Below are 24,111 nucleotides of genomic sequence, written 5' to 3'. Positions count from 1 at the left end.
CTCGCCGGCAAGTTCTCGGACGGCCAGCTGCTGATGTGGGCGGGCAACGGCAACGGCACCGTGAGCACCAGCGGCTACTCCATGCTCGCGAGCGGCAACTTCGCCGCCGTCAGCGACCTGATCTGAGCGGCACCCCCACGCAGAACCGTGGCGCAGGGCGGAACCTCCGCCCTGCGCCACGGCGCGTTCATCACATCGGGCAGCCTGGCCCTCCACCGGGCGCTGCGCATGTTCTGTCGCGCCGGCCCGGCGTGCTGCTGCGCCGGAGGCGGGACGCACGGTCCGGGCCGGCCGGGCCGGCGGACGCCGCGTCCCCGCCGGCCCGGCCGTCCGCGTCGAGGACGGCCGGGAGGGGTAAGTGCCAAAGGGAGGCGGGTCGGCGGGGGTCGGGGGTGGTGCCATGCCGTGGTGGGTTCTGCTCGTCGCCGCGTACGGGCTGGGCGTTGTCTGTGCCGTCCGCTACCGCCGCGCGTTGCGGGTCTTCCTGCACACTCCGGTGCGTACGCGTCCGCCCGACGAGGAGTTCACCCTGTACGAGGTGGCATTCCTGGAATTCCAGGAGCAGCGGGTGGCCGAGGTGGCCATGGCCGCGATGGTGCTCGGCGGCCGGTTGACGGTGCGGGACAAGGTGATCACCGTCGTCGACCCCGAACCGCGCGACGCCGTCGAGGCCGCCGTGCTGAAGGTGATCGGTCGCTCGCCCCGGAGCAGGATGTGGCGCAGGACGGGCCGGTTCGGGCGGAGCCGGGCCATCGTCGCGATCGGCGACGGACTGGGGGACCAGGGCCTGACGAGACACCCCGGCCGCTCCCGCGCGGCGGAGCGCCGTCACAACCTGCTGGTGTGGGCCCAGGTGCCGTGTCTCGCCATGGGACTGACGGCCACCGCCCTGGCCGCCGACGAGGGCGGCCGCCTCTTCCTCGTCCCGCTCGTGGCCACGGCCGTCCTGCTCGCCGCCGTCTGGAAGGCCGCCCACCCCGAGGTGAGCGGTCACTACTGGCGCAGCCATAGGACGGAGGCGGGGCGTGCCGCGCTGGAGGCCCACTTCGCCCGCCACCGGCCGTGGAGACCGGCCACCAACGACGACCTCTCCCCGCAGGACGCCGAACTGCTCGCCGCCGTCCTGCCCTGGGGCAGCTTCCGCGGCAGGCTCGCCCCTCTGTCCGGCGCCCTGCGCCGGCCCGAACGACCGCGCACCGGCGGCACACCCGTCAACGACCCGCCGGGGCTCGGCGGCCTCTGACACCGGCCCGGACCCTGTCCGCAGGACGGCCCCGACCGGCTGCCGGGACGGATCGCCCGTCACCGCTCCGGCGGCGACTGCCCGGCCTCCGGGTGTCGGTGGCGGGGCGGTCCGCGACGTCAGTCGCGGTACTCGCAGAGGTAGGCGCTCTCGACCGCGCTCCTGACCTGGAACCTGCTGTCGGCCGGGACGTCGAAGCGGCCGCCGGCCCGGAAGGTCTCCCACTGCTCGCACCCGGGCAGCCTGACGGTCAGCGCGCCACTGACCACGTGCATGATCTCCCGCTTCGCGGTGCCGAACTCGTACTCACCGGGCGCCATGACGCCGACGGTCGCCGGACCGTCCTCCGCCGTGAAGGCGATCGACCTGACCGCGCCGTCGAAGTACTCGTTGACCTTGAACATCGGCATCCTCTCGGGAGACGGGCACAGCAGGGGCGCCCCGCCCATCGCAGGCCGGCCCCCGGGGAGGGAAGGCTACCGGCAGCCGTCAACGCCCTTCCGCGACGTCCGGGGAGCGGACGGCGACCGGTACCGCAGCGGTCGGCCGATCGACGTCAGGACCACGACCCACCCGGCAGAGCTTCCCCCCGTCGACATCCACCAACTGCGCGGATGCCGCTCCTCGGCTCCGGCGGGAAGAGAGGATTCCGTGTCTACCCGCCGTGGGTGACCACGGCCAACCGGCAAGCCCGCAGCACGCAGGCATGGCAGATGAGCCACTTCTTCCCCATCGGCCAGGACGGGCCTGCGGACATGGCACGCGCCCAGGCGCTCTACCACCCGTAGGTGCCCCTTCAATCCACCGCCGAACAACCCGGCCCGATTCGCCGCACCCGTACACGAGACCTCTCACCCGCAAGCCCGGTCACCGCCCCGGACCGGCCGCGCGGTCTCCTGGCCCCGGACGAAGCGCAGCGGGCGGGACCGGACGACGAGAGACTGAGCACAGGACCGGGCGGGCAGTGGCCCTCGGGCCATGCGTGGCGGGCGGGCTGTCCGGCGAGGATTTCGTGGCTGCCCTCGTCCAGCCAGCGGCAGCGGGCGCGGGGCGGGCGGACGGCTCGCGGCAGGGCGGACGGCTCGCGGCCGGTACGGGCGCCCGGAGGGTGCGGACGCCGGTTCCCCCGCACCGGCCGTCAACGCATGAATCCGCAGATCAAGGGCATGCGGACGCGGAGAGCGGCCGGCGCAGCCAGGGGCCGGCCCGACGACGAAGGGAGCAACCCCGCGGTGACCGAGCAGACCCGGCCCCCCGAGGCCGTACCTCCTCACGACCCCGGCGGCCCCTCCCGCCCCCCGTTGGTGCCGGATCCGCCGCCGCCACCCGGCGCACCTGTACCGCCCCCGGAGCCGCAGCGTCCCGCTCCGGCCCCGCCGAACCCCGAACCGGCCGCACCGGGACCGGGCGAGCCCCGAACCCCCGAACCGCCGGACTAGTGTCCCGAGCCCTTGATCCGTCGGCAGTGTCCGGCGCGGATCCGCCATCCGCGACGCGCAAAAGGCAATGGCGGCGGCGAAGCGGCGCGTCAGCGTGCGGCCGGGGCGCGTGGTCTCCGCCCGGCCGGGGCCGGCCCTGCCAGCGCGGCCGTGCGGGCACCCCCCGTGACCGTCCGTCCCCGCTGTCGTGGTGAACGTCGCCGGCCGGTCCGGGCCGGTCCTGTTCCGGACGGGTGGACCACCCGCTGCGCCCGTCCGGTGATGCGGCGTTGGGGCACGAAGCCACCGCCAGGATCGGCCAGGTGGTGGGCCGTCGCCCGCTTCTCCGCGGTCACGGCCACCGGCCTCACCCCGCGCCGCCGCCCCCGGGCCGGTGAGAACGGGGACGGTCCCGTTCTCACCGGCTGCCCGAGCTCACAGGGATCCGGGGGTGAGATTCATCGGCCGGGCGGTTGGGGGACGCCCTCCTGGACGCCGCACCGCGCGGGATCCGGCGGTCTGACCGCTCCCGGGCGTGTCGCGGCGCCCGTCGCGGTGGAGGGGCCGGGTACGGGCCGCGCACGGCCGGTTCCAGGAGCCCCTCCGTCTCGCAGGCCGAGCCTCGATCCGGCTAGGGCTTCACATCGAGACGCACAAGGGCACCGATTTCCACGAGCTGGTCCGGCAGCGCCAGGTCCGATATGCCCATGACCGTGCTGGTCGGCCGGTGCTCCCCGAAGTAGTCGGCGTGGAGGCGTGCTGCCGCTTCGAAGTTCTCCCGCAGATTCCTCACCAGTACCGTGGTTTCCACGATCTGGCTCCGTTCAGCACCGAACTGCCCCAGTACCAGGTCGAGGTTCTCCAGCGTGGTGCGGACCTGCAATTCGAAGTCGCCGGCGCCCACGAAGTTTCCATGCTGGTCATGGGACAACTGACCTGACACGTAGACGGTTTCACCCACCTGAACGGCCTGGCTGTAACCGTACAGCGATTCCCACGGCATGCCGAACCCGAATGCCTTCACCTGAGAACTCACAAGCCACTCCTTCGATACAGCGCACGGTGCTGCCCGTTGCAGACCGGAACCTTTCCGGCAGAAATTACAGGTCCTCCGGAGTTTTAATTTCACGACCGCGAACTCGAATTATTCTCTGCGCGCACAGACGGGGCTGTGAACGCGGCCGAGCCCTCGTCGGCGCACACCCGCACCCGAACCGGCCCGGCCCGGCCGTCGTGCTGGTGGTCACCGCCGGTCCCCAGCCGGGCAGGCGGGCTCCGGACGCCGTCACGCTCGAAGGCGCGGCCGCCATCAGCTCCTTCTGCACCCGAATCACCCCCTCAGCCCGCAAGCGGTGCACCCACCCGCGCGGCTGCGGGCAGTTCACCCCGCCGTCCCACTCCCCCGCCGGCCGACTCCACACCTGCCACGGCACCCGGAACCGGGTTCACGATGCCCTGCGCGAGCGAACGCGGGTGGCCAACGGCCGGGACCCGCAGCCCGTGCGCGGTCACCGGGGCGGCGAGGCGATCGGCCACGACGCAGGCAAGCGGGGCGGGTTCGGGGCCGCCCGTGCGCTCGCCGCCGTGCCCGATGGGGCATGGTCGGGGCGGCCGGGCGGACGGGGCCGAACCGGGTGGCGACGACAGCGCGTCGGGTGGTCAGTAGCGCGTGACCACCACCACCGGGGAGAAACGGATGATGAGGATCAAGAAGACCGCCGCCGTCGCGGTGGCGCTCCTGAGCGCGACGCTGGGCGGCGCGGTCGCCTCCGCGACGGCGGCCCAGGCCGTCCCCGCGAAGTTTCCCCGCGTCCACTGCAGCGCCACCAAGATCGAGGTGAAGTTCCTCGACGTGGCCGGCGGCCCGGTCAAGTGCGGCGGCGCCCTGGGCGACCCCCTCTACTACACCATCAACGGCGTCGACCACGTCTTCGCGGTCGGGACCGACAACGCCATGTGGGTGCGGTGGATCAGCCCGTCGGGCGTCCTCAGTGACTGGATCTCGTTCGGGGGCAACCTCACGAACGAGATCCGGCTGTACTCCGACGGCTCCGACGCCCTGTACTTCCGCGCCCGCTGGGCCGACGGCCACCTGTACGAGATCACCCGCAACGGCGACGGCTCGTGGATCAACTGGCGCCGCGTCGACTGAGAAGGCACCGGGCAACCGGGCGGCTGCTCCTCCTTGAGGTCGCCCCCCCGACACCGGGTCCCGCCCGCCGGGGCCGGCCGTCCGTGCGCGGGACGGGACCGATCGGCGTCCCCGCAGGGACCTGCAGCCGGAGGGGCGCGGCGGGGGCGGGCCTCGCCCGGCGGGACGTCATGTGGTCGGCGATGTGCCGACGGCCGGCCTCCGGGTCGTAGCGGGTCGGGCGGGTCGGGCCGGCGCCCTCCGGAAGGCGGTGGTCAGGACTTGCCGCGGCCGGTTACGAAGTCGCGTACCCGGTCGACCATGCCGGTACCCGGAGCCAGGAGCTTGTTGGCGGGCGGAGTGTCGGGGGCGGAGGGGTGCGGGCGGGTGGGCGCCGTCTTCTTGGCGGTGCGGACCTTGTCCCCCAGTGCGTCCAGCCGCTCGGGCGAGCACACGCCGGCCAGCGCCGGGAACAGGTTGTCCTCCTCGTCGCGCACGTGCTCCCCCACCTCGGTGATCAGACGGCTCACCAGGACATCGAACCGCGCGTCCCCGACATCGGTGCCCTCCAGCTCCTTGAGGAGCCGTTCGACCTTGGCGTGGTCGGCGAGTTCCTTGTCGGCCAGCGACGCGCCGCCGGGCACGTGCTCGCGCACCGCCGGGTAGAGGTACTGCTCCTCGGCGACCGAGTGGCGCACCAGCTCGATGGTGAACTCGTCCGCGATCGTGCGGCGCCGCTCGTCCCCGGAGGGCAGGGCTTTGATCTTGTCGAACAGTTCTTCCACCTCGCGGTGGTCGGTAGTGAGCTCCGCGATGACGTTCCCGCCGTGTCCCATGTCCCAGTCATCCTTCTGTTGGTGGGCGGCGGTCGGCCGACCGCCGTACCGGGCATCCGTTCCTGTCGCGGGACGGCGGGCACCGCCGTCCCGCGAAGCATCACCCGTCTGCCCCGCGCGCCGGTCCGCAACCGGGGGTGAGAGGAATGGCCGGGCGGAGCAGCCGCGGTCGGCAGCGGCGATCGCGATGATCGCGATGATCGCGATGATCGCCGGAGCGGTGAGGGTCAGCAGGCAGCTGGGGCGGAGGTGGCCACGGCGCTGTCCGCGACCCGGCCGCTCGCTCAGTGGGACGGGGCCGCCTTCGGAGCGCTCGGTCTTGCAGCCTTCGATGCGGAGCCCGACGGTCCGGTGGCTCGCGCGAGGCATCAAGATCGGTTCCGGCGCGCCGGACAACGGCCTGGGCCTTGAAAAGACGATATGACGCAGAATTCCAGGAGAAGAACCCAAACCCGAAATATCACCGCCCACTTCATGGAAATCATCCATAAAGGGCGATCCGAGCCGCGGGCCCCGAGGCCGATCTCGGCGAGCAGGTACTGCCGACCTGGACAGAGCTCGGCCCGGCCGGTTTCTCAGCGCCTGGCTGGTCACAGAGGGGCAGCGGTCGCGGTCAGGGCCTTCGCCGCTGTTTGCATAAAAATGATGGCGACAGGTCGTCAATAACCCTATGATCAAAGCCAGTTCATCTGTGCACATCACGTTCGGACACAGTCAGGATGGTGAAATGACCAGGTTCACGACCAGGTTCGCCCGGGGGACCGCGATCGCAGCGGCAGCGGTCGCGCTGACGGCCTTCGCTCCGACGGCGGCCCAAGCCCATGGCTCGTCCGGCATCACCCCCGCCACGGCGGGCTCCAGCCCCGCGCTCGCAGAATCCATACCCTCCAGCCCCGCACTCGCAGGCTCCATCCCCCCCTGTACGGCCCACAACGCGAACAACGACCTCGGCGTCGGCTTCTGGGCCACCTACACCATCGTGTCGACCGCGGCATGGTGCAGCTACAGCTACAAGTACGAGCTCGCCATGCAAGGCGATGGCAACCTCGTGCTGTACAACAGGGAAAGCGGCTCGGCGATCTGGGCCACCGGCACGTACAACCACCCGGGCGCGACGGCGAAGATGCAGTCGGACGGGAACTTCGTCGTCTACGACACCAACGGCACCGCCCTGTGGTCCACCGGCACCTGGTGGGCCGGCGCCGACTCGCACTTCGTGTTCCAGAACGACGGCAACCTGGTCGTGTACAAGGGCAAGGGCGAAGGCAACCCGGTATGGGCCAGCGGCACCTACGGCGCCTGATCCCCCACCCGGCGGGGCCGATTCCGCTGCCCCGCCGCAGCGCCTGATCCATGGTGCGGAGCTCCGAAAGGCCGCTGCCCTGTCCTTGGGTTCCTGGAGCAACGCCGTTCAGTCGGTGATCACGTGGCGCTTCGAGCCCGGTCGGGCGCGGCCGACCGGGCTCGGTCCCGTTTGGGCCGCCGCGACGGGCCTGGTGGTGCGAGCCGTCGATCACCGTCCCGTGCCGGTCGCCCCGGTCGTCCAGCGGCGGGCGGCCGAGGTCGCACGGGGCGGCCGGCACGGGCGGGGAGAGACGTTCGGGAGCGCCGGGGACCAGACGGTGGACCTGTGACGAGGACCAGGAGCAGTGGCACCCGGGTCGTCGCCGACGCGCTGCTCGGCCCCGGCCTCCGGTGGCGGTGGCGCAGGGGCGCACGCCGCCGTCCGCACGGGGCGGCGGCTGTGTCCTGGCCGCGCTGCTGGCGGCCCTGGTCGCGTTCAGCCGGCTGTATCGCGGCATGCACCACCCCGCCGACGTCCTGGCCGGTCCGGTGAACGGTGGCGCCGCGCTCTGGATCATGTGGCGGGCCTTTCTCGCCGACCGTGGGCGGGGCGCGGGGGCTACCGGGCCCGTCCGCCCGCCCGCCGGCCGGGCGTTCGGGGCCTGGCGGCGGGAGAGCGGGCTCCGGACGGCGCGGCTCCGGCAGGGGCCGGAGGCCGAGCTCGGCGCGAAGGACGGGCTCCGGCCACGACCGGCCGGCGATCCGCAGCTGTAGCGGCGGCCGGGCAGAGCCGGACGGATGGTCCAGGGGGCAGCCCGACCGGCCGTTCCCGCCGGCTGCGGCCGGGCTGCTCAGTGAGAGGGCCCCACGCCCGGCGGGTGGAAGCAGGCGGTGACCGTCTTGCCGTTCTTCTGCCGGCGGGTGTGCCAGTGGTCGGCGAGCGCGTCGACCAGTGTCAGGCCCCGCCCGCCGACGGCGTCGGGGGCGGCCGATCGCGGACGGGGCAGCCGAGGGCTGTGGTCGTGGACGCTCAGGTGCAGACAGCGCCCGTCCCACGTCAGCACCAGCTCCGCGTCACTGCTGGCGTGGACGTGGGCGTTGGTGGTCAGTTCGGACACGGCCAGTACCACCGCGTCCGCGGCCTCGGGCGCGTCCTGGTCCCAGCCCAGGGCCTCCAGGTGCGTGCGCGCCCACTCCCGGGCGGCCCGTACTCCCGTGCCGAGCGGAAGGCGCCGGGCCCACCCCACTCCGTGGATCCTTGCCATGCAGATCTCCCTCCGACCTGGGTCGTTCGAGAACCTCCGGATGCGTGCGTCCAGCGCCTGCCCGCAGCCGGTGACCGCATGCGACGTACCTCACGGTCCGTCGGCAGCGACCGGCCGGGGCCCCCGGCCCACGACGGAACCGGGGTCGGCGGCGAGGCCGTTCAAGCCGCCGACGGCGCCGGGCAGGGGCAGGGGTTCGTCCGATGTGCCCGGGTCGACGGGGACGGGTTGGCCGCGTGCGGAGAGGACGGCGACCACCTGGCCGCGGATCATCGCCGGCTCCGGCTCGGCTCCGGTCGTCTCCCCGGGGCCCGTGCCCGTGCCGTCGTCCTGCTGCCTCCGCACGCGGAGCGTCTGCGGTCCGGTGGGCGGCCGGGCTCAGGGCTGCCGCGGTCGTGGGATCCTGTGCGCGCAGCGCGTCCGCCGTCGCGGCGATCCGCTTCGAGGCGACCTCGGCGGCTGTCGCGTTCAGGGCCACCGCAGCGAGAGCCGTGGCCGGCGTGGTGGCGCCGGACGCGGCGGCGAGGGCCTTGCGGCGTGGGGCGGTTGGTTGTGCGCTCCGCAGTGCTCAGGTGGGCAGACCCGCGATCACCGTGGCTTCAACGGGGTAGCCCCAGCTCGGCCGCACGCAGCCCGGCCTGGAAGCGGGAGTCGGCTTCAAGCTCGGCCATCAGCCCGGCCACCCGCCGCCGGTAGGTGCGCAGCGAGAGGCCGAGTCTCCTGGCCGCCGATTCGTCGGTGAGGCCCGAACCGAGGGCTTTGAGGATCATGCGGCCGTCGGCATCGAGGTGCGGGACATCGCTGCCCAGATAGGTTTCGAGGTCGACGGCGGCGTCCCAGATCGCCCGGAACAACGAGCGAACGCCCTCGACCAGGATCTGCGACGTCGTCACGGTGTATTCGCGGCCGGTGGGGGTCTCCTGGCCGGCGAGGATCATCACCCGCCGGTCGATGAGAATGGTCTCGTGCGGCAGCGGCGAACGGCTGATCCGGACGAGAACGCCCTTGCTCCGCACCAGCCGCAGGTGCGCGCGGGCCTCCTCGTCGGCGAGCGCCACCGGGCTGAGCAGCTTCCGGGGGGTGAAGGCAGGCGCATCCGCCGCGCGCATCCGACGGCGGACCGCGGCCCTGGACCCCGGGTGCGACCAGGTCCTGAGATCCCGGGCGGCACACAGGAACTCGGCCCGCGCGGACTCGAAGAGATGACCTGCGCGCGCGATCAACTCCGAGTCCCCCCGCACTGAGAACACCTCTTCGTTCCGCATCCCGCCAGTCTGGCAGCAAGCTGTCACGAACTCGCCGGACGTCGTGCCGGTGGACACCATGAGCGTCATGGCGATCAAGACCTTCCCCCTCGGCGGGGAGCTGACGATCAACCGGCTCGGCTTCGGCGCGATGCGCGTGGCGATGGGCACCTTCGCCGGTCCGGCGCGAGATCCCGGGACGGGCATCGCGGTGCTGCGCCGGGCCGTGGAGCTGGGTGTGAACCACATCGACACGGCCGGCTTCTACGGCCGGGACGCGGTGTGGGCCAACGAGCTGATCCGCACGGCACTGGCCCCCTACCGTGACGACCTGGTGATCGCGACGAAGGTGGGGCCGTTGCCCGGAGCGAACGGTGTACCGAGCGGGCAGGCGACGGCCGATCAGCTGCGCGGCCTGGTCGAGGCGGACCTGCGCTCGCTCGGCCTGGAGCGGCTCGACCTGGTCTATCTGCGGGTCGGCGGGGTGACCGGGCCGGGTGCCGAGTCGATCGCCGAACGGTTCGCGGTGCTGGCCGGGCTCCGTGCGCAGGGGCTGATCCGGCACCTGGGCGTCAGCAACGTCGATGCCGCCCAGTTCGCCGAGGCCCGGGCGATCGCGCCCGTCGCGGCGGTGCAGAATCGGCACACCGGTGACAGGGGGCTGCTGTCCGAGTGCGAGGAAGCGGGTATCGCGTACGTGCCGTACTTCCCGCTCGGCGGCGGCGTCGGCAGCGGCCCGCTCGACGCTGAACGGCTCGGCGAGGTCGCCGCACGCCTGGGCGTGACCCGGGCGCAGCTGCGGATCGCCCTGCTGCTGGCGGAGTCGTCGGCGGTACTGGCGATTCCGGGCACCGGTTCCCTCGACCATCTGGAGGAGAACCTCGCGGCGAACGACCTCGATCTCCGTGGCGAGGACCTGGCCGGCCTGCGGGGATAGCCGGTCGGCTCCGGAAGCCGGCCGGCCGGGCCTGCCCCCGCCCGGGCGTGCCGGGATACCGCGCCCCCCGTGTAGCGCGGTACCCCGACACGTCCGGGCGGGGGCCTGGGCGGGAGCGCGCCCCCGCGCCCCGGCGGGTCCTCAGCTCTGCACGAGCAGCTCCCATACCGTCCCCCGGTATCCCCGGTCCTCGCAGAAGGCCCGCTTGCCGGGGTGCCGGCCGGCCCAGGCCACGGCGGCCGACTCACAGGAGCTCAGGCTGGGGTAGGTGGCGATCACCGTCCAGCCGGTGACCGCAGAGGGGGCCTTCGCCGGGCCTGCGACGGCGGCGGGGGCCGCGGCGGGGGCCGGGGCCGCCTGGGCCGGCGCGGCCAGGGCGCCCACGGCGAACGCGGTGCCGAGGGCGAGCCCGGCCATGGTGTGACGGATGCGCATGATCTGCCTTTCGTGGAAAAGGTCGGTCCGGTCTGCTGCCGTGCCCCGCCCCGCCGGCGGCCGGCGGCCTCGGAGGCACGTCCGCAACTCTGCTCGGCCGACCTGAGGCAAACCCTGAGCAAACCTCGACGTCACAGGTGAGACTGTCAACTCATCGATCGAAAAAGGACGTTGAACTCACGAGAGAGGCATCGCGGCATGGTCGGGTTCCGCATCCTGGGCCCCCTGGAGGTACTCGCCGGCGGACGGCCCGTCCCGCTGGGCCACGCCCGGGAGCAGTGCGTCCTCGCCGCCCTGGTCCTGGACGCCGGCCGCCCCGTCCCGGTCGGCCGGCTGATCCGCGACGTGTGGGGCGAGGACGCGGGCGACCAGGCACGGAACACGCTCTACACCTATGTCTCCCGGCTGCGCCGCGTGCTGGGCCCGCTCGACGTGCTGCTGGCCCGCGGGCCCGGGGGCTACGTCCTGCGGGTCGAGGAGGACGCCGTCGACGCCCACCGCTTCCGCCGGCTGGCCGCCCGCGCCAAGAGCGCCGACGACGCCACCGCCCTGACCCTGCTGGACGAGGGACTCGCCCTGTGGCGGGGCGAGCCGCTGGCCGGGCTGAACGCCCCCGGACTGGACGCCGTCCGCGAACACCTGGCCGCCGAACGCCGGGAGGCCGAACTGGCGCACACCGACCTCATGCTCCGGGCCGGGCGCCACAGCGAGTGCCTCGCCGCGCTGTCCGCCCGGGCCGCGGCCCTCCCCCTGGACGAACGCCTCGCCGGACAGCTCCTGCTGGCCCTGTACCGCAGCGGCCGCCCCTCGGAGGCGCTGGAGCGCTACCGGCGGACCCACCGGCTGCTGGCCGAGGAACTCGGCACGGAACCGGGTCCGGCCCTGCGCACCCTGCATCGGCAGATCCTCGACAACGACCCCGCGCTCTCCCTCCCCGCCCCGCCGCCCGCAACCGGCGGCGCCACGGCCACCGGCGGCGCCGGCCCCCTTCCGGTGCCACGCCAACTTCCTTCCGCGCCGATCCAGTTCACCGGGCGCGAGCGCGAGATCGCCGCACTCGACCGGGCCCTGGCCGAAGGCCCGGCGGGACCGGAGGGCGCCGTCACCGGCCGTACGGTCGTGCTGAGCGGGATCGGCGGCATCGGCAAGACCTGGTTGGCCCTCCACTGGGCGCACCGGCATCGCCGGCGCTTCCCCGACGGCCAGTTGTACGTGGACCTGCGCGGCTTCGCGCCCCACCGGGACCCCCTCCCCCCGGCGCTGGCGATGGGCTCCTTCCTCGACGCCCTCGGTGTCCCCCACGACACCCAGCCCGCCGAACCGCAGACGCGGCTCGGCCTCTACCGCAGCCTCGCCGCGGGAAAACGGCTCCTCATCGTCCTGGACAACGCCCGCGACGCCGAGCAGGTCCGCCCGCTGCTGCCCGGCTCCGGCCTCTGCACGGTGATCGTGACCAGCCGCAGCCGGCTGCCCGAACTCATCGCCGCCGACGGCGCCCGCCTCCTCGCCCCGGCGGCCCTCACCGACGACGAGGCCCGCGGCCTGCTCGCCCACCGCCTCGGCGGCCACCGGATCGCCCGGGAGGCCGAGGCCGTCGCCTCCATCGTCACCGCCTGCGCCGGGCTGCCCCTCGCACTCGCCGTCGTGGCGGCCCGGGCCCTGGCCAACCCCGCCTTCAGCCTGGCCATGCTGGCCGGTGAACTGCGCGACGCCGCCGGCGGGCTGGACGCCTTCGCCGAAGGCGGTACGGCACTCAGCCCGCGCTCGGTGTTCTCGTGGTCGCGCCGCGCCCTCAGCGACGACGCCGACCTGCTGTTCCGCCTCCTCGGCGTCCACCCCGGACCGCAGATCAGCAGGCCGGCGGCCGCCAGCCTGACCGGCTTCTGCCGGCACCGCACCGGCGCCGCGCTCGGCGAACTGGTCCGCGCCCAGCTGATCACCGAACACCTTCCGGGCCGGTACGGCCTCCACGACCTGGTCCGCGCCTACGCCGCCGAGCTCGCCGACGACCCCGCGAACCGGGCGTCCCGCCACGACGCCCTGCTGCGCACGGTCAGCCACTACACGCACACCGCCCACGGGGCCGCCGCCCTCGTCGAGCGCCACCGCACGGACATCGCCCTTCCGCCCGTCCACCCCGGCGCCCACCCCGAGCCGCTGGCCGACAGCGCGGCGGCGCTGGCGTGGCTCGGCACCGAACGGCCCGTGCTGCACGCCCTCGTCGCCCTCACCACCGCCGCCGGACTCGACGGCCACACCTGGCCGCTCGCCTGGACCCTCTCCCACGTCCATGCGCGCGACGGCTACCTGGACGCCTGGCTGTTCGCCCAGACCACCGGGCTGCAGGCGGCCGAACGGTTGGGCGACCGGCTCGGCCAGGCACTGTCCCACCGCGCGCTCACCCGGGTGCACACCCGGCTGGGCCACCACGCCGAGGCCGAACGCCACGGAACCGAGGCCCTCGCGCTCTTCACCGCCCTCGGTGACACCACCGGCCGGGCCCGGATGCACCTCGCCCTGGGCTGGATGCTCGACCAGCAGGGCCGCCACCCGGAGGCGCTCGACCACGGCACGGTGGCACTGGAGCTGTACCGGTCGGCCGACGACGTCGCGGGCCAGGCGCGCGCCCTCAACGCCGGCGCCTGGTCGCGCACCATGCTGGGCGACCGCGACCAGGCCCTGCGGCAGTGCGAGGAGGCCCTCGGCCTGCTGCGGAACACCGCCGACCGCCCCGGTGAGGCCGCCACCTGGGACACCCTCGCCCACGCGCACCACCGGTTCGCGGCGTACGACGAGGCCGTCCACTGCTACCGGCAGGCCATCGGGCTCTACCGGACGCTGGGCGACCGCTCCTGGGAGGCCCGCACCCTCGTCGGCCTCGCCGACACCCACGAGGCCGCCGGGGACCGCCCCGCGGCCCGGGCGGCGCTGCGTCAGGCCCTGGCCGTCTACGAGGACATCGGCCACCCCGGCGCGGAGCGCCTGCACGCCCGCCTCGCCGAGGGCTGACCGGCCGGGGACAGCGGGCGCGGGTGTCCCGGCCCCGGAGGAGAGCGCGCACCGGGCCGCGGAGTGCGCGGGGCGCAGCAGGCGGGCAACCGGCGGCGGGGGTGCTTCGTTCGGGGCCGTCGTGTACGGCCGGGACCGGGTTCGGGGGGCGGGTTCGGGGGGCGGGCTGTCCTGGGCGGGGCGCAGAGCCACGGCCGGCCGGTCGGCCGGCCGGCCGGCTCACGACCGATCGCGAGGACGCCGTCGCGCAGGCTGGTGGCCGGAGGTCGTCGGCCGGCTCGATGTGCGCAACTCCTCGGGTGTCGGCGAGCGCTGGTTCTGCCTGGCGGCGGGGGCAGCGGTGCCGGGGCCGTCAGCGGCATCACGTCCAACGGCCCGGCGGGCAACGGCTCGACCGGCATCGGCGGCCAGGAGGCCTCCGGCGTCCGGTGGCGGGCGCGGACCGTCTGCATGGCGTGCGCTGGGGACCGCAGGGGCGCGCGCACCGCGGTCCTGCGGCCGAGGGCTCTGGGGCGTCGCCGGCGCCGCCTGGAGTGCGGTGGACGTCGCCTGAGCCGGCGGCTGCCCGTGTCTACCGCGGTCCGACCAGTCCGCACTCGTACGCGAAGATCACTGCCTGTACCCGGTCCCGCAGGCCCAGCTTGGCCATGGCGCGGCCGAGGTGTTTCTTCACCGTGGGCTGTGCGAGGCCGAGGGCGGTGGCGAGTTCTGTGTTGGTCAGGCCGCGGGCGGCTCCCAGCAGGACCTCCCGCTCGCGCGCGGTCAGCGCGCGCAGCCGCTCCGCGTCGCCTCCGGCGCCGTCGTCGCCGGTGGCGGGGAGCCGGTGGGCGAAGCGGTCCAGCAGGCGCCGGGTCACCCGGGGGGAGAGTGCGGCGTCCCCCCGTGCCACGTCGCGGATCGCTCCCAGCAGTTCCTCCGGCCGGCTGTTCTTCAGCAGGAAGCCGGAGGCTCCGGCGCGCAGCGCCTCGAAGGCGTAGGTGTCCAGGTCGAAGGTCGTGAGTACCAGCACCCGTGTGCCGGGCGCTTCGCGCAGCAGCTGCCGGGTCGCCTCGATGCCGTCGGTGCCCGGCATCCGCACGTCCATCAGCACCACGTCCGGTCGCAGCCGTCGCGCCAGTTCCACTGCTGCCGCCCCGTCGGCGGCCTCTCCGACCGGTTCCATGTCCGGCTCGGCGCGCAGGATCATGCCGAAGGCCAGCCGCAGCAGTTCCTCGTCGTCCACCAGCAGTACCCGGACGCTCATGGCGTGCCTGCGGGGTCGAGCCGGACGAAGACCCGCCAGCCGCCGCCGGGCCGCGGGCCCGTTTCCAGTACCCCGCCGAAGGCGGCGGCGCGCTCCCGCATCCCGGTGAGGCCCCGCCCGGATTCGGCGGGTGCGGGGTGCCCGGTGTCTGCGGGGCGCCCGGTGCCTGCGGGGTGCCCGTCGTCGGTCACCTCGACCGTGACCGCCCTGGGCGCGCAGGTCACCCGCACCTCGGCGCGCGAGCCCTGCGGCGCGTGGCGCAGCGCGTTGGTCAGGGACTCCTGGACGAGGCGGTGCACCGTCAGTTGCGCCGCGGCCGGTACCGTGGCGGCCTCGCCGTCCACGCGCAGCCGGGTCGCGAGGCCCGCTGCCTCCATCCGCTCGCACAGCACCCCGAGTTGCCCGATCCCCGGTGGCGGCTGCCGGTCGTCCTCGGGGCCGGCGTCGGGGCCGGTGTCCTGGAGCAGGCCCAGGGCGCGGCGCATGTCGGTCAGCGCCTGCCGCCCGGTCTGTGCGATCCGGGCCGTCACGGCGGAGGCGTCGGCCGGCCGTGCGTGGCCGAGTGCGTCCGCCAGCGCCACCACCACCGACAGGCCGTGCGTGACGCTGTCGTGCAACTCCCGCGCGATCCGGGCGCGTTCCTCCTCCACCGCCCGGCGCTCCCGCTCGTCGCGGTCCCGTTCCAGCCGTTCCAGACGCTGGGCCCGCGCGGCCCGCCGGATCCGGGTGTTCACCCCGAGCAGGGTGCTCGCGGCGACCGCCGCCGTCATGGCGGCGGCCGAGGCGAGGAACCGGCCCTCGGGTGCCCAGCGCGCCGCCGCCAGCACGGCCCCGGCCACCGCCACCAGGGCCGCCGCCCACGCCGACCGGGACGGCGCCCGCGCGGTCACCGTCCCGAGGGCGACCAGCAGCGCCACGTCGGCCGGCAGCTGAACACCCAGCAGCCACTGCGTGAGCGCCGCGGCGGCGATCACCGCGAACGCGGCCCGCGGCGCCCGCCGCCGCCACACCAACGGCAGCACCAGGGCGGTCTGCAGCGCGTAGCCCGTGCCGTCCGTCACCCGTCCGGGCCCGAGCGTCACCAGGAACAGGGCCGCCGCGAGCGCGGCGTCCGCCACCAGGGGCGGCAGCCGTCCCGGCAGCCGGGCGAGGGTGCCCGGCGGGCCCGTCCGTACCGCGCCGGTCTCGGTCATCGTGTCCGTCCTCGCGTCCGCGTCGTCCGGCGTCCTCGCCGGAGGCCCACGGTAGGGCCCCCGTGGCCGTGAAGGCGTCCGCCCACCGGCGGAGACCGGGGGCTCCCCCGGGACACCGGGGGCTCCTGCGGGCGGAGGAGGGCACGGGCCCCTGGGGCGGCCCGTGCCCCTTCGCGGGATCGTCCCCCGGCAGGGCGCCTCGCGTCCCCGGCGGCGGAACGCTGGTGGTGACCCCGCAGCCGTACCGTCCGAGGAGCCCGCCCATGCCCTTGACCCGCCGCGCCCTGCTCGGCACGCTCGGCGCCGCCGCGCTCGCCTCGGTGGCCGCCGCCCCGGCCCCGGGAGGCCGCCGCGCCGCGCCGGCCGCCGCTCCCGTCCCGCTGCGGCTGCCCGCGCCCACCGGGCCCTGGCCCATCGGCACCGTCGCGCTGCACCTGATCGACGACAGCCGCCCCGACCCCCTCCTGCCCGCCAAGCCCTACCGGGAGCTCATGGCCGGCCTCTGGTACCCGGCGGAACCCGGCGGCGGGTACCCGACGGCCCCCTGGCTGCCGCCGGCCGCGGCGGGCGACTGGGACGCGCACTCGGCGCCGGCCCTCGGTGTCCGCGCCGGCGCCGCCGACTGGCAGGGGATCAGGACCCACGCGCGCACCGGCGCGCCCGTCGCCCGCCGCGCCGGCCGGCTGCCGGTGGTGCTGTTCTCCAGCGGCGACGGCGGCTCGCGCGCCCTGGGCACCACCCTGGTCGAGGAGCTGGCGAGCCGCGGCCACCTCGTCGTCGCCCTCGACTCCACGTACGAGGCCGAACAGGTCGAGTTCCCCGGCGGCCGGGTCGAACGGGCCCTCCCGCTGCCCGACGACCTCACCCCGGAGGTCATCGCCGCCCTTCTCGCCGGGCACTGCCGGGCCCGCCTCGCCGACGCCCGTTTCGTCCTCGGCGCGCTCGACCGGCTCGCCCGCGGGGAGCGCCCCGACACCGGCACCGACCCGCTCCCGGACGGGCTCGCCGAAGCCGCCGACCCGGCCAGGACCGGCGTGCTCGGGCAGTCCCTCGGCGGCTGCGTCGCCGCCCAGCTCGCCCACGACGAGCCCCGCGTCCGCGCGGCGGCCGACCTCGACGGCGCGCTCCTGGGGCCCGTTGCCGACAGCGGCCTCGCCAAGCCCTTCCTGCTGATGGCCTCCGGGACGAAGAGCCTGCGCACCGAACCGAGCTGGGCCTCCTGCTGGGCGGCGTCCACCGGCCCCCGGCACGCCCTTCGGCTGCGGGACTCCGCGCACGGCTCGTACACCGACCTCCAGGTCCTCCTGCCCCAGCTCGTGCGCCGCCTCCCGGTCCCCGACGCGGATACCCTCATCGGCACCGTCGACCCCCGGCGTTCCCTGGCCGCCCAGCGCACCGCCGTGACCGCCTTCTTCGCGCGGTACCTGGCGGGGCGGCCCAGCGGCTTCCTCGAACGGCCCGGTGACGACTGGCCGGAGCTGGAGGTGCTGCGCTGAACGGGCCCGCCCGGCACCCCTCGGGGCGCCGGGCGGCACGGCTCCTGAGGGTGTGGGCCGCGCCCGCACCGCCGCCTTCGCCGGCCCCGATGGCGGTGCCGTTGTGCACGAGTACGTCCGGTCCCTGCCCGCCGGGTTCTTGGACCGGCAGCGGCGGTCACCGCACGGGGCGCGGGCGGCGCGGCGGGCCGAGGGGCGCCGGAGCAGCGGCACCGTCACCGGCCGTGTCCCGCGGTCGGCTCGCGGTCTTCGGCTTCTCCTGCCGTGCCGCGCGCCGGGTGGCTGCGGTGAACCGGCCGGCCGGCGTCTACCTCCGGTCCCCGTGACCGTCCGTCCCCGCTGTCGCGGCGAACGCCGCCGGCCGGTCCAGGCTCGCCCAGTGTCCGAACGGGTGGACCACCCACTGCGCCCGTCCGATGACGCGGCGTTCGGGCACGAAGCCGCCGCCAGGATCGCCCAGGTGGTCGCGCGAATCGTGGGAGGTGCTGCGGCGGTCCCCCATCACCCACAGCTTTCCGTCCGGCACCACGACGTCGAAGGCCGTGTTCGACGGTTCGTCGCCTTCGGCCAGGTAGGCGGACTCGTCGACCGGCACGCCGTTGACGGTGATCGGCTCGCCCGGGCCGGTGCCGGCCACCCGGTCGCCGCCGACGCCTATGACACGCAGGAAGTAGATCGTTTCACCGGCCGATGTCAGGCCCAAGTCCCGCCCCAGCGAACGCAGTCCCTCCAAGGGACCGTTCCGCTTGGCCGCCCCTCGCACGAAGTAGCCCCTGCCGTCGAAGACCACCACGTCACCGCGTTGGGGGTGGCCGTCGAAGGCGTACGCCAGCTTGTTCACGACCAGGCGGTCACCCGGTCGCAGAGTGTTCCCCATCGAGCTCGACGGCACCGCGAACAGGCGAGCCACGAAGGCGTTCAGCGGCAGGACGATCACGACACAGACACCCAGCAGCCGGAGCAGGCCGCGCAGGCGGGAACGGGTCCGCGGGCTCTCGGACGAGTCCGCCTTCCCCTCCGGCCGTGCCGCCCGGCCCTCGGCTTCACCGTGCTCGCTCACATCCATCCTCCTGACGGTCGATGCCGAACGGCGGCGCCCGCCGTACCCGTCGGCCCGAGCGGCGTGGCCCACTCGCTGTGGTCCGCGGCGGCTGCCTGCACCGCAACGGTGTCGACGAACGAGGACGGGGACGGGGGCGACAACGGAACGGGTGCACCGATCATGGGGACATGATCGCAGCCGGCACCGACGACATACCCGCCGAGCAGCGTGGAGGGCGTCCTGTCTGCGGCCGCTCCCGGGCCGAAAGGAGTGAGGAACTGGTGAGCGGTGTCGGCCGGCGCCTCAGGGGGCGATCACGGCCGGCCACGGACACCACCGCACCGCAACCCACCCCCCGATCCTCAGCTGCGGGTTGGCGCTCGTTCCGCGCGATCGCCACAGACATCGCCCCGGCCGGAGCGCCCGGTCAGAGGGTTTCCTTCGTCATCTGATCGATCGGCCGGTCTCTCGCCTGCCGCGGCCCCGATGGCGTTCCCTGTCGGGGATCAGTCGGTCTCGATGCCGCGCGCGGCGAAGATCTCCGCCGCGTCCGGCACGGCAAGGACACCGTCCTCGACGAAGGTGACCTCCCGCAGGTTGGGCAGCAGGGCGAGGTCGTCGAGCGAGCGGACGTCGAACAGGTCGTCCTCGCCGTCCCAGGCAGGGGCGCAGTGACGGAAGACGTCCGCCCCCGCGTCGAAGCACAGTTCCTCGACGCGGGCGAGCAGTGCGGCCGGGATCTCCAGGGACTCGAAATGGGCCCGGGACTCCGCCAGCACCTCCTCGTGCAGGCCGTTCTCCAGGACGTAGGACGCGGGGTCGCCGATCCCTCGCTCGGCCAGCTGCGCGGACACGTCGTAGACCGGGAGGAGCGGCTCGGGGCCGTACATGAGCTCCTCGATGACGAGCAGCTTGAGGTTGAAGTCGCGGAACTGGTTCATGGGGGATGGGTATCACGGAGGTACGACACGGGCTCCTGCCCGGTCGGCGGCCTCGATGCACTCGACGTCGACCTGGTCGGCGGCGCAGGCCGGCTCGGCGGCGATCGCCGTACCCGGCTCCATCGATCCTCGGGCCTGCTGTTCTGCAGGGGCTCCGAGGTTTCCGGGGTCGGCGGTCCCCCGGCGTCCGGGGAGGTCTTCGAGGTGCCGGGAGCGCCTTGCGAGGTGACCATCGAGGTGTGCGCCCGGGTGCGTATGCGGATGCGGCCCGTCGCCGGGCGTGCGGGCTGCGGTCGCCGACCGAGGAGAGGTGTCCCCTCCGATGCAGATCGATCTCACCGGACGGATTGCGCTGGTCACCGGATCAACGGCCGGAATCGGCGCGGCGGCGGCTCGGAGCCTGGCCGCCGCCGGAGCCGATGTCGTGGTCAACGGCCGCAATCCCGACCGCGTCAGCGAGACCGCGAAGCGGATCGGCGGGCGCGGGATCGCCGCCGATGTCGGCACGGCCGAAGGAACCGCCGAGCTGGTACGGCAGCTGCCCGACGTCGACATCCTGGTCAACAACACCGGCATCTTCGAGACCAAGCCCGTCTTCGACATCACCGACGCGGACTGGCTGCGCTTCTACGAGGTCAACGTCCTCTCCGGGGTGCGCCTGGCGCGCCACTACACGCCCCGGATGGTCGCGCGCGGCTGGGGCCGGGTGGTGTTCGTCAGCAGCGAGGCCGGTGTCCAGACCCCGCCCGACATGGTCCAGTACGGCATGACCAAGACCGCCCAGCTGGCCGTCTCCCGGGGCATGGCGCAGGAGGTGGCCGGCACCGGTGTCACGGTGAACTGCGTGCTGCCCGGGCCCACCATGAGCGACGGCGTGCTCGCCATGTTCGACGAGCTCTACCCCGGCCTCGACCCCGCCGAGCAGGAACGCCGCTACCTGGCGGAGAACCGCGCCGCTGCTTCGCTGCTCCGGCGCCTGATCCGCCCCCACGAGGTCGCCAACATGATCACCTACGTGGCCTCCGAGCACTCCTCGGCCACCACCGGTCGCGCCCTCGGCGTCGACGGCGGCCTGCTCCCGACGATCATTCCCTGAGCCGGCTGCCCGGCCGCTCGTCGGGGCGGGGGCCTGCCGGCCCGGACATCGGGCGGGGGCCGGCCCGGGCCCGGGGGGGCCCGGTCGGGGGGACCACTTGCATTACCCCGCGCGTGCAATTATTGTTTTCACACGTAAGGCGCTTCTGCATCTATGTGGTGCAGGTGCCCTGCCTCCGGCCCTGCGGAACGCCGCCGCGCACCCTCGCGCGACCCGCCCGCAGCGCCGCCGCCCCTCACAGGCGCACCCTCCACTCGCGCCTCGCCCCGGCCCGGGGCACCGTCAGGCCCTTGGCACCAAAGATCGAAAAGGCATCGTCATGACCCTCAAGAACATCCTTCCCGGCCGGCTCGGCTTCGGCACCGCCCCGCTCGGCAACATGTTCCGCGCGATCCCCGAGGCGGAGGCCGCCGCCACCGTCGAGGCCGCCTGGCAGCAGGGCGTGCGCTACTACGACACCGCCCCCTTCTACGGCGCCGGCCTGTCCGAGCAGCGCCTGGGCGAGGTGCTGTCCACCAAGCCGCGCGACGAGTACGTCCTGTCCACCAAGGTCGGCCGCGTCATCCTCGACGAGGTGGAGGAGGGCGAGCGCGACCTCGGCGAGAAGGGCGGCATCTTCGAGCACGGCAACCCCAACAAGGTCCTCCACGTGTGGACCGCGGAGGCCACCGAGCGCTCCATCGAGGACAGCCTCAAGCGTCTGGGCACCGACCGCCTGGACATCGTCTGGGTGCACGACATCGCCCAGGACTTCCACGGCGACCTGTGGCTGAGCAAGTTCGAGGAGGCCCGCACCGGCGCCTTCCGCGTGCTGTCCCGCCTGCGCGACGAGGGCGTCATCAAGGCCTGGGGCCTGGGCGTCAACAAGACCGAGCCCATCGAGCTCACCCTCGCCCTCGACGAGCCGCAGCCCGACGGCTTCCTGCTCGCCGGCCGCTACACCCTCCTCGACCACGACCACGCCCTGCAGCGCCTGCTGCCCCTCGCCCAGGAGCAGAACGTCGACATGGTCGTCGGCGGCCCCTACAGCTCCGGCGTGCTGGCCGGCGGCACCCACTTCGAGTACCAGCCCGCCCCGCAGCACATCCTGGACAAGGTCGCCCGCCTGAAGGACCTGACCGCCAGGCACGGCGTGTCCGTCAAGGCCGCCGCCCTGCAGTTCTCCCTCGCCCACCCGGTCGCCGCCGCCGTCATCCCCGGCGCCACCAAGCCCAGCCGCATCGCCGAGGACATCGCCGCCCTGGACGAGGACGTCCCCGCCGCGTTCTGGCAGGACCTGCGCACCTCCGGCCTGGTCAGCCCGGCCGCCCCGCTGCCCCACGGCGCCTGAGCCGCACCCCCCACCCCCGCACACCACCCCCACCGCAGTACACAGGAGAAATGATCATGGCTTCCACCTCCGTCAGCCGCGTCGTCCCCGGCACCCCCGAGCAGGTCTGGAACCTCATCGGCGGCTTCGACGCCCTGCCCGACTGGCTGCCCTACATCCCGGAGAGCGTCGCCGTCGAGGGCGGCCGGGTGCGGCAGCTGAAGAACCCCGAGGGCGAGGTGATCGTCGAGCGCCTCGTGGACTTCAACGAGACCGAGCGCCAGTACAGCTACGCCATCCTCCAGGCCCCGTTCCCGGTCGACGGCTACGTCTCCACGATCCGCGTCCACGCCGTCCCCGGCCGCGACGACGTCGCCGAGGTCCAGTGGTCCGGCCGCTTCAACCCCAAGGGCGCCACCGAGCAGGAGACCGTCGACCTCTTCCACGGCATCTACGCCGACGGCCTCGACGCCCTCAACAAGACCCTCGCCGGCTGAACCGCACCGCCGAGACGGCACCCGGCCCCGTGGCCCGCACGCGCACCCCGCGCGTGCGGGCCGCGGGCGTGCGCGCCGCGGGCGTGCGCGCCGCGGGCGTCCGCGTTCCGCGGCCCGGACCGCGCGGTCGCGGCGCTCAACGCCGGCGCCCGCCGGCCGGGTCCTCGTCGAGGACGCGGCGGTGCACCTGCTTCAACACGAGGACCAGCGCGAGGAGCACCGCGTCGAGCAGCAGCACGGACGCCAGCGGCGGCAGCCACCTCGCCGCCAGGCCCGCGACGGCACAGGCCAGGCAGGCGAGCAGCCGCGCTCCCCAGGCCCGGCCGGTGGAGGTGTAGTACCACCAGGCCTGGGTGATCACGTAGAGGACCGGGCCGCCGAACAGCAGGAGGCTGAGCGTGGTGCTGCCGGGCCCGGTGGGGTGGGCGACGGCGAGTTCGGCACCGACGGCCAGGGCGACCAGGCCGGCGAGGGTGGGGTACTGGCCGCTGACGGCACGCCGCACGGGCAGCAGCCGGTCGGCCGTGGTGGCGACGTGCCGCGCGAGGATCTCCTCGCCGCCGCGGAAGTAGCTCGCGCACAGGCACACCAGGGCGACGAACACCCCCAGGCCCGTGACCACGGTCGGGACGTCCACCGGGGCGGCGGAGACCGCCGTGCCGAGGGTCAGGACGGTCTCGCCGAGCTGCACGATGATGAACAGCCGGATCCGCTCCACCATGTGCTCGGCGTCGAACACGAGGTCCCGCGAGACCAGGACGTTGCCGGGCAGCGGGTGTGCCAGCCACACGCCGGTCATGTCGACGGCCGCGGCGGCGGCCCACCAGGCCAGCCGAGGCCCGGACCCGGCGGCCGCCCCCACCAGCCACAGCGGGACGGAGAAGACCGCCCACGCCGTCACCCGGCGGTAGTGCCCGCGCAGGACGTCCGTCGGGGCGGTCAGCGCCGCCGTCACGGCGGTCAGGAACAGCACGGCGGCCAGCGGAAGGGCGAAGGCCCACGGGCGGCCCGCGAACGCGTGCGGGATCTGGGCGTTCGCGTACAGCCCCAGGCCCATCACCGTCAGCACCAGCCACCGCGTGCGCGGCAGCTCCACGTCCAGGAAGGTCGCGTCGAAACTGGTGAGGGCCCAGCAACTGAGCACCGCCACCAGCATCACCACGCTCTCGCCCGCCCCGCGCCAGGACAGCTCCTCGTGCAGGTGCTCCGCCAGCTGGCCGACGGCGAAGACGAAGACCAGGTCGAAGAAGAGCTCCAGCGGGGAGACACTGCGGCGCAGGACGGCGAACGGCTCACGGGTCGCATCGCCCCGTCCCTCCGCGGCCCGGGGGCGGCTCGGCATGCGTTCACGATCCGACGGCGCCGGGTGACACGCAATTCGGGATCCTCGCCGCACCCTCCCCACCGGGAGCCGCTCCGCCCGGGAGGTCCGGGGCGGGCGTCAACGTGTCCGCCCCCGGCCTCACCCACGCTTTGACCTGCGGAATTGCCG

21 protein-coding genes and 3 pseudogenes are annotated in these 24,111 nt (G+C 74.2%); 12 read left to right on the top strand and 12 right to left on the bottom strand.

From position 1 onward, the window contains the following. Positions 1 to 400: 400 nt before the first annotated feature. Positions 401 to 1,243 (top strand): TIGR04222 domain-containing membrane protein, encoded by an 843-nt coding sequence (locus tag ACFVVL_RS27570; protein WP_387679835.1) that lies wholly within the window; start codon positions 401 to 403, stop codon positions 1,241 to 1,243. Between the two features lie 119 nt (positions 1,244 to 1,362). On the opposite strand, the gene ACFVVL_RS27565 is transcribed toward ACFVVL_RS27570, so the two are convergent. Further along, on the bottom strand, positions 1,363 to 1,647 hold the full coding sequence (locus tag ACFVVL_RS27565) for a pyrimidine/purine nucleoside phosphorylase (RefSeq protein WP_387679832.1): 285 nt from the start codon (positions 1,645 to 1,647) through the stop codon (positions 1,363 to 1,365). Between the two features lie 222 nt (positions 1,648 to 1,869). On the opposite strand from ACFVVL_RS27565, the pseudogene ACFVVL_RS27560 reads away from it, so the two are divergent. After that, positions 1,870 to 2,031: pseudogene (locus tag ACFVVL_RS27560) on the top strand (MepB family protein); the annotation flags it as partial. A gap of 1,261 nt (positions 2,032 to 3,292) precedes the next feature. Here ACFVVL_RS27560 and ACFVVL_RS27555 read toward each other — a convergent pair. After that, positions 3,293 to 3,697, bottom strand: coding sequence for a RidA family protein (locus tag ACFVVL_RS27555; protein WP_380297244.1), 405 nt, complete (start codon positions 3,695 to 3,697; stop codon positions 3,293 to 3,295). Positions 3,698 to 4,071: 374 nt separating this feature from the next. Here ACFVVL_RS27555 and ACFVVL_RS27550 point away from each other — a divergent pair. Beyond that, positions 4,072 to 4,212, top strand: a pseudogene (locus tag ACFVVL_RS27550) (IS5/IS1182 family transposase); the annotation flags it as partial. A gap of 145 nt (positions 4,213 to 4,357) precedes the next feature. After that, on the top strand, positions 4,358 to 4,813 hold the full coding sequence (locus tag ACFVVL_RS27545) for a hypothetical protein (RefSeq protein WP_387679942.1): 456 nt from the start codon (positions 4,358 to 4,360) through the stop codon (positions 4,811 to 4,813). A gap of 254 nt (positions 4,814 to 5,067) precedes the next feature. On the opposite strand, the gene ACFVVL_RS27540 is transcribed toward ACFVVL_RS27545, so the two are convergent. Next, positions 5,068 to 5,628, bottom strand: coding sequence for a hemerythrin domain-containing protein (locus ACFVVL_RS27540; RefSeq protein WP_380297246.1), 561 nt, complete (start codon positions 5,626 to 5,628; stop codon positions 5,068 to 5,070). A gap of 727 nt (positions 5,629 to 6,355) precedes the next feature. Between ACFVVL_RS27540 and ACFVVL_RS27535 the strand changes: the two genes are divergently transcribed. After that, positions 6,356 to 6,931 carry a hypothetical protein gene (locus ACFVVL_RS27535; RefSeq protein WP_387679828.1) on the top strand — a complete coding sequence of 192 codons (576 nt, stop codon included), beginning with the start codon at positions 6,356 to 6,358 and terminating at the stop codon, positions 6,929 to 6,931. 111 nt (positions 6,932 to 7,042) lie between these two features. On the opposite strand, the pseudogene ACFVVL_RS27530 reads toward ACFVVL_RS27535, so the two are convergent. Beyond that, positions 7,043 to 7,169, bottom strand: a pseudogene (locus ACFVVL_RS27530) (IS5/IS1182 family transposase); the annotation flags it as partial. A 160-nt stretch (positions 7,170 to 7,329) separates the two neighbouring features. On the opposite strand from ACFVVL_RS27530, the gene ACFVVL_RS27525 reads away from it, so the two are divergent. After that, positions 7,330 to 7,686: a phosphatase PAP2 family protein gene (locus ACFVVL_RS27525; protein ID WP_387679825.1), complete on the top strand. Its 357-nt coding sequence runs from the start codon at positions 7,330 to 7,332 to the stop codon at positions 7,684 to 7,686. 77 nt (positions 7,687 to 7,763) lie between these two features. Here the strand turns inward: ACFVVL_RS27525 and ACFVVL_RS27520 are convergent, their stop codons facing one another. After that, on the bottom strand, positions 7,764 to 8,177 hold the full coding sequence (locus ACFVVL_RS27520; protein ID WP_387679822.1) for an ATP-binding protein: 414 nt from the start codon (positions 8,175 to 8,177) through the stop codon (positions 7,764 to 7,766). Positions 8,178 to 8,776: 599 nt separating this feature from the next. Beyond that, a complete protein-coding gene (locus ACFVVL_RS27515) occupies positions 8,777 to 9,442 on the bottom strand; it encodes a DNA-binding response regulator (protein WP_387679936.1) in 666 nt (221 codons plus the stop codon). Positions 9,443 to 9,509: 67 nt separating this feature from the next. Here ACFVVL_RS27515 and ACFVVL_RS27510 point away from each other — a divergent pair, with 67 nt between their 5' ends. Then, positions 9,510 to 10,358, top strand: a complete 849-nt coding sequence (locus ACFVVL_RS27510) for an aldo/keto reductase (RefSeq protein WP_387679819.1) — start codon at positions 9,510 to 9,512, stop codon at positions 10,356 to 10,358. 141 nt (positions 10,359 to 10,499) lie between these two features. Here the strand turns inward: ACFVVL_RS27510 and ACFVVL_RS27505 are convergent, their stop codons facing one another. Then, entirely contained in the window at positions 10,500 to 10,793 is a 294-nt protein-coding gene (locus tag ACFVVL_RS27505) for a hypothetical protein (RefSeq protein WP_387679816.1), read from the bottom strand. A 198-nt stretch (positions 10,794 to 10,991) separates the two neighbouring features. Here ACFVVL_RS27505 and ACFVVL_RS27500 point away from each other — a divergent pair, with 198 nt between their 5' ends. Next, positions 10,992 to 13,802 (top strand): BTAD domain-containing putative transcriptional regulator, encoded by a 2,811-nt coding sequence (locus tag ACFVVL_RS27500; protein WP_387679813.1) that lies wholly within the window; start codon positions 10,992 to 10,994, stop codon positions 13,800 to 13,802. 571 nt (positions 13,803 to 14,373) lie between these two features. Here the strand turns inward: ACFVVL_RS27500 and ACFVVL_RS27495 are convergent. Together ACFVVL_RS27495 and ACFVVL_RS27490 are read right to left on the bottom strand one after the other, a co-directional pair. Further along, positions 14,374 to 15,045: a response regulator gene (locus ACFVVL_RS27495; RefSeq protein WP_387679810.1), complete on the bottom strand. Its 672-nt coding sequence runs from the start codon at positions 15,043 to 15,045 to the stop codon at positions 14,374 to 14,376. Then, positions 15,042 to 16,238, bottom strand: a complete 1,197-nt coding sequence (locus ACFVVL_RS27490) for a sensor histidine kinase (RefSeq protein ID WP_387679807.1) — start codon at positions 16,236 to 16,238, stop codon at positions 15,042 to 15,044. Before ACFVVL_RS27490 ends, ACFVVL_RS27495 begins: the two co-directional genes overlap by 4 nt. Positions 16,239 to 16,501: 263 nt before the next feature. Between ACFVVL_RS27490 and ACFVVL_RS27485 the strand changes: the two genes are divergently transcribed. After that, on the top strand, positions 16,502 to 17,734 hold the full coding sequence (locus ACFVVL_RS27485) for an alpha/beta hydrolase family protein (RefSeq protein WP_387679804.1): 1,233 nt from the start codon (positions 16,502 to 16,504) through the stop codon (positions 17,732 to 17,734). Between the two features lie 307 nt (positions 17,735 to 18,041). On the opposite strand, the gene lepB is transcribed toward ACFVVL_RS27485, so the two are convergent. After that, positions 18,042 to 18,800: a signal peptidase I gene (gene lepB / locus ACFVVL_RS27480; protein WP_387679801.1), complete on the bottom strand. Its 759-nt coding sequence runs from the start codon at positions 18,798 to 18,800 to the stop codon at positions 18,042 to 18,044. Between the two features lie 482 nt (positions 18,801 to 19,282). Then, positions 19,283 to 19,717 (bottom strand): DUF6892 domain-containing protein, encoded by a 435-nt coding sequence (locus ACFVVL_RS27475; RefSeq protein WP_380294248.1) that lies wholly within the window; start codon positions 19,715 to 19,717, stop codon positions 19,283 to 19,285. A 322-nt stretch (positions 19,718 to 20,039) separates the two neighbouring features. Here ACFVVL_RS27475 and ACFVVL_RS27470 point away from each other — a divergent pair, with 322 nt between their 5' ends. The 3 genes from ACFVVL_RS27470 to ACFVVL_RS27460 all read left to right on the top strand — a co-directional run bounded on the left by ACFVVL_RS27470 (position 20,040) and on the right by ACFVVL_RS27460 (position 22,619). Then, complete coding sequence (locus ACFVVL_RS27470) at positions 20,040 to 20,813, top strand: SDR family NAD(P)-dependent oxidoreductase (RefSeq protein WP_387679798.1); 774 nt, start codon at positions 20,040 to 20,042, stop codon at positions 20,811 to 20,813. Between the two features lie 319 nt (positions 20,814 to 21,132). After that, positions 21,133 to 22,143, top strand: a complete 1,011-nt coding sequence (locus tag ACFVVL_RS27465; protein WP_387679796.1) for an aldo/keto reductase — start codon at positions 21,133 to 21,135, stop codon at positions 22,141 to 22,143. A 56-nt stretch (positions 22,144 to 22,199) separates the two neighbouring features. Further along, on the top strand, positions 22,200 to 22,619 hold the full coding sequence (locus ACFVVL_RS27460; RefSeq protein WP_387679793.1) for an SRPBCC family protein: 420 nt from the start codon (positions 22,200 to 22,202) through the stop codon (positions 22,617 to 22,619). Positions 22,620 to 22,755: 136 nt separating this feature from the next. Here ACFVVL_RS27460 and ACFVVL_RS27455 read toward each other — a convergent pair whose 3' ends face one another. Next, a complete protein-coding gene (locus ACFVVL_RS27455) occupies positions 22,756 to 23,961 on the bottom strand; it encodes a low temperature requirement protein A (protein ID WP_387679790.1) in 1,206 nt (401 codons plus the stop codon). Positions 23,962 to 24,111: the final 150 nt, after the last annotated feature.

It is taken from the genome of Kitasatospora sp. NPDC058115 (genome assembly GCF_042884635.1).
Lineage (GTDB): Bacteria > Actinomycetota > Actinomycetes > Streptomycetales > Streptomycetaceae > Kitasatospora.
This window is presented reverse-complemented; position numbering and strand designations above follow the sequence as displayed.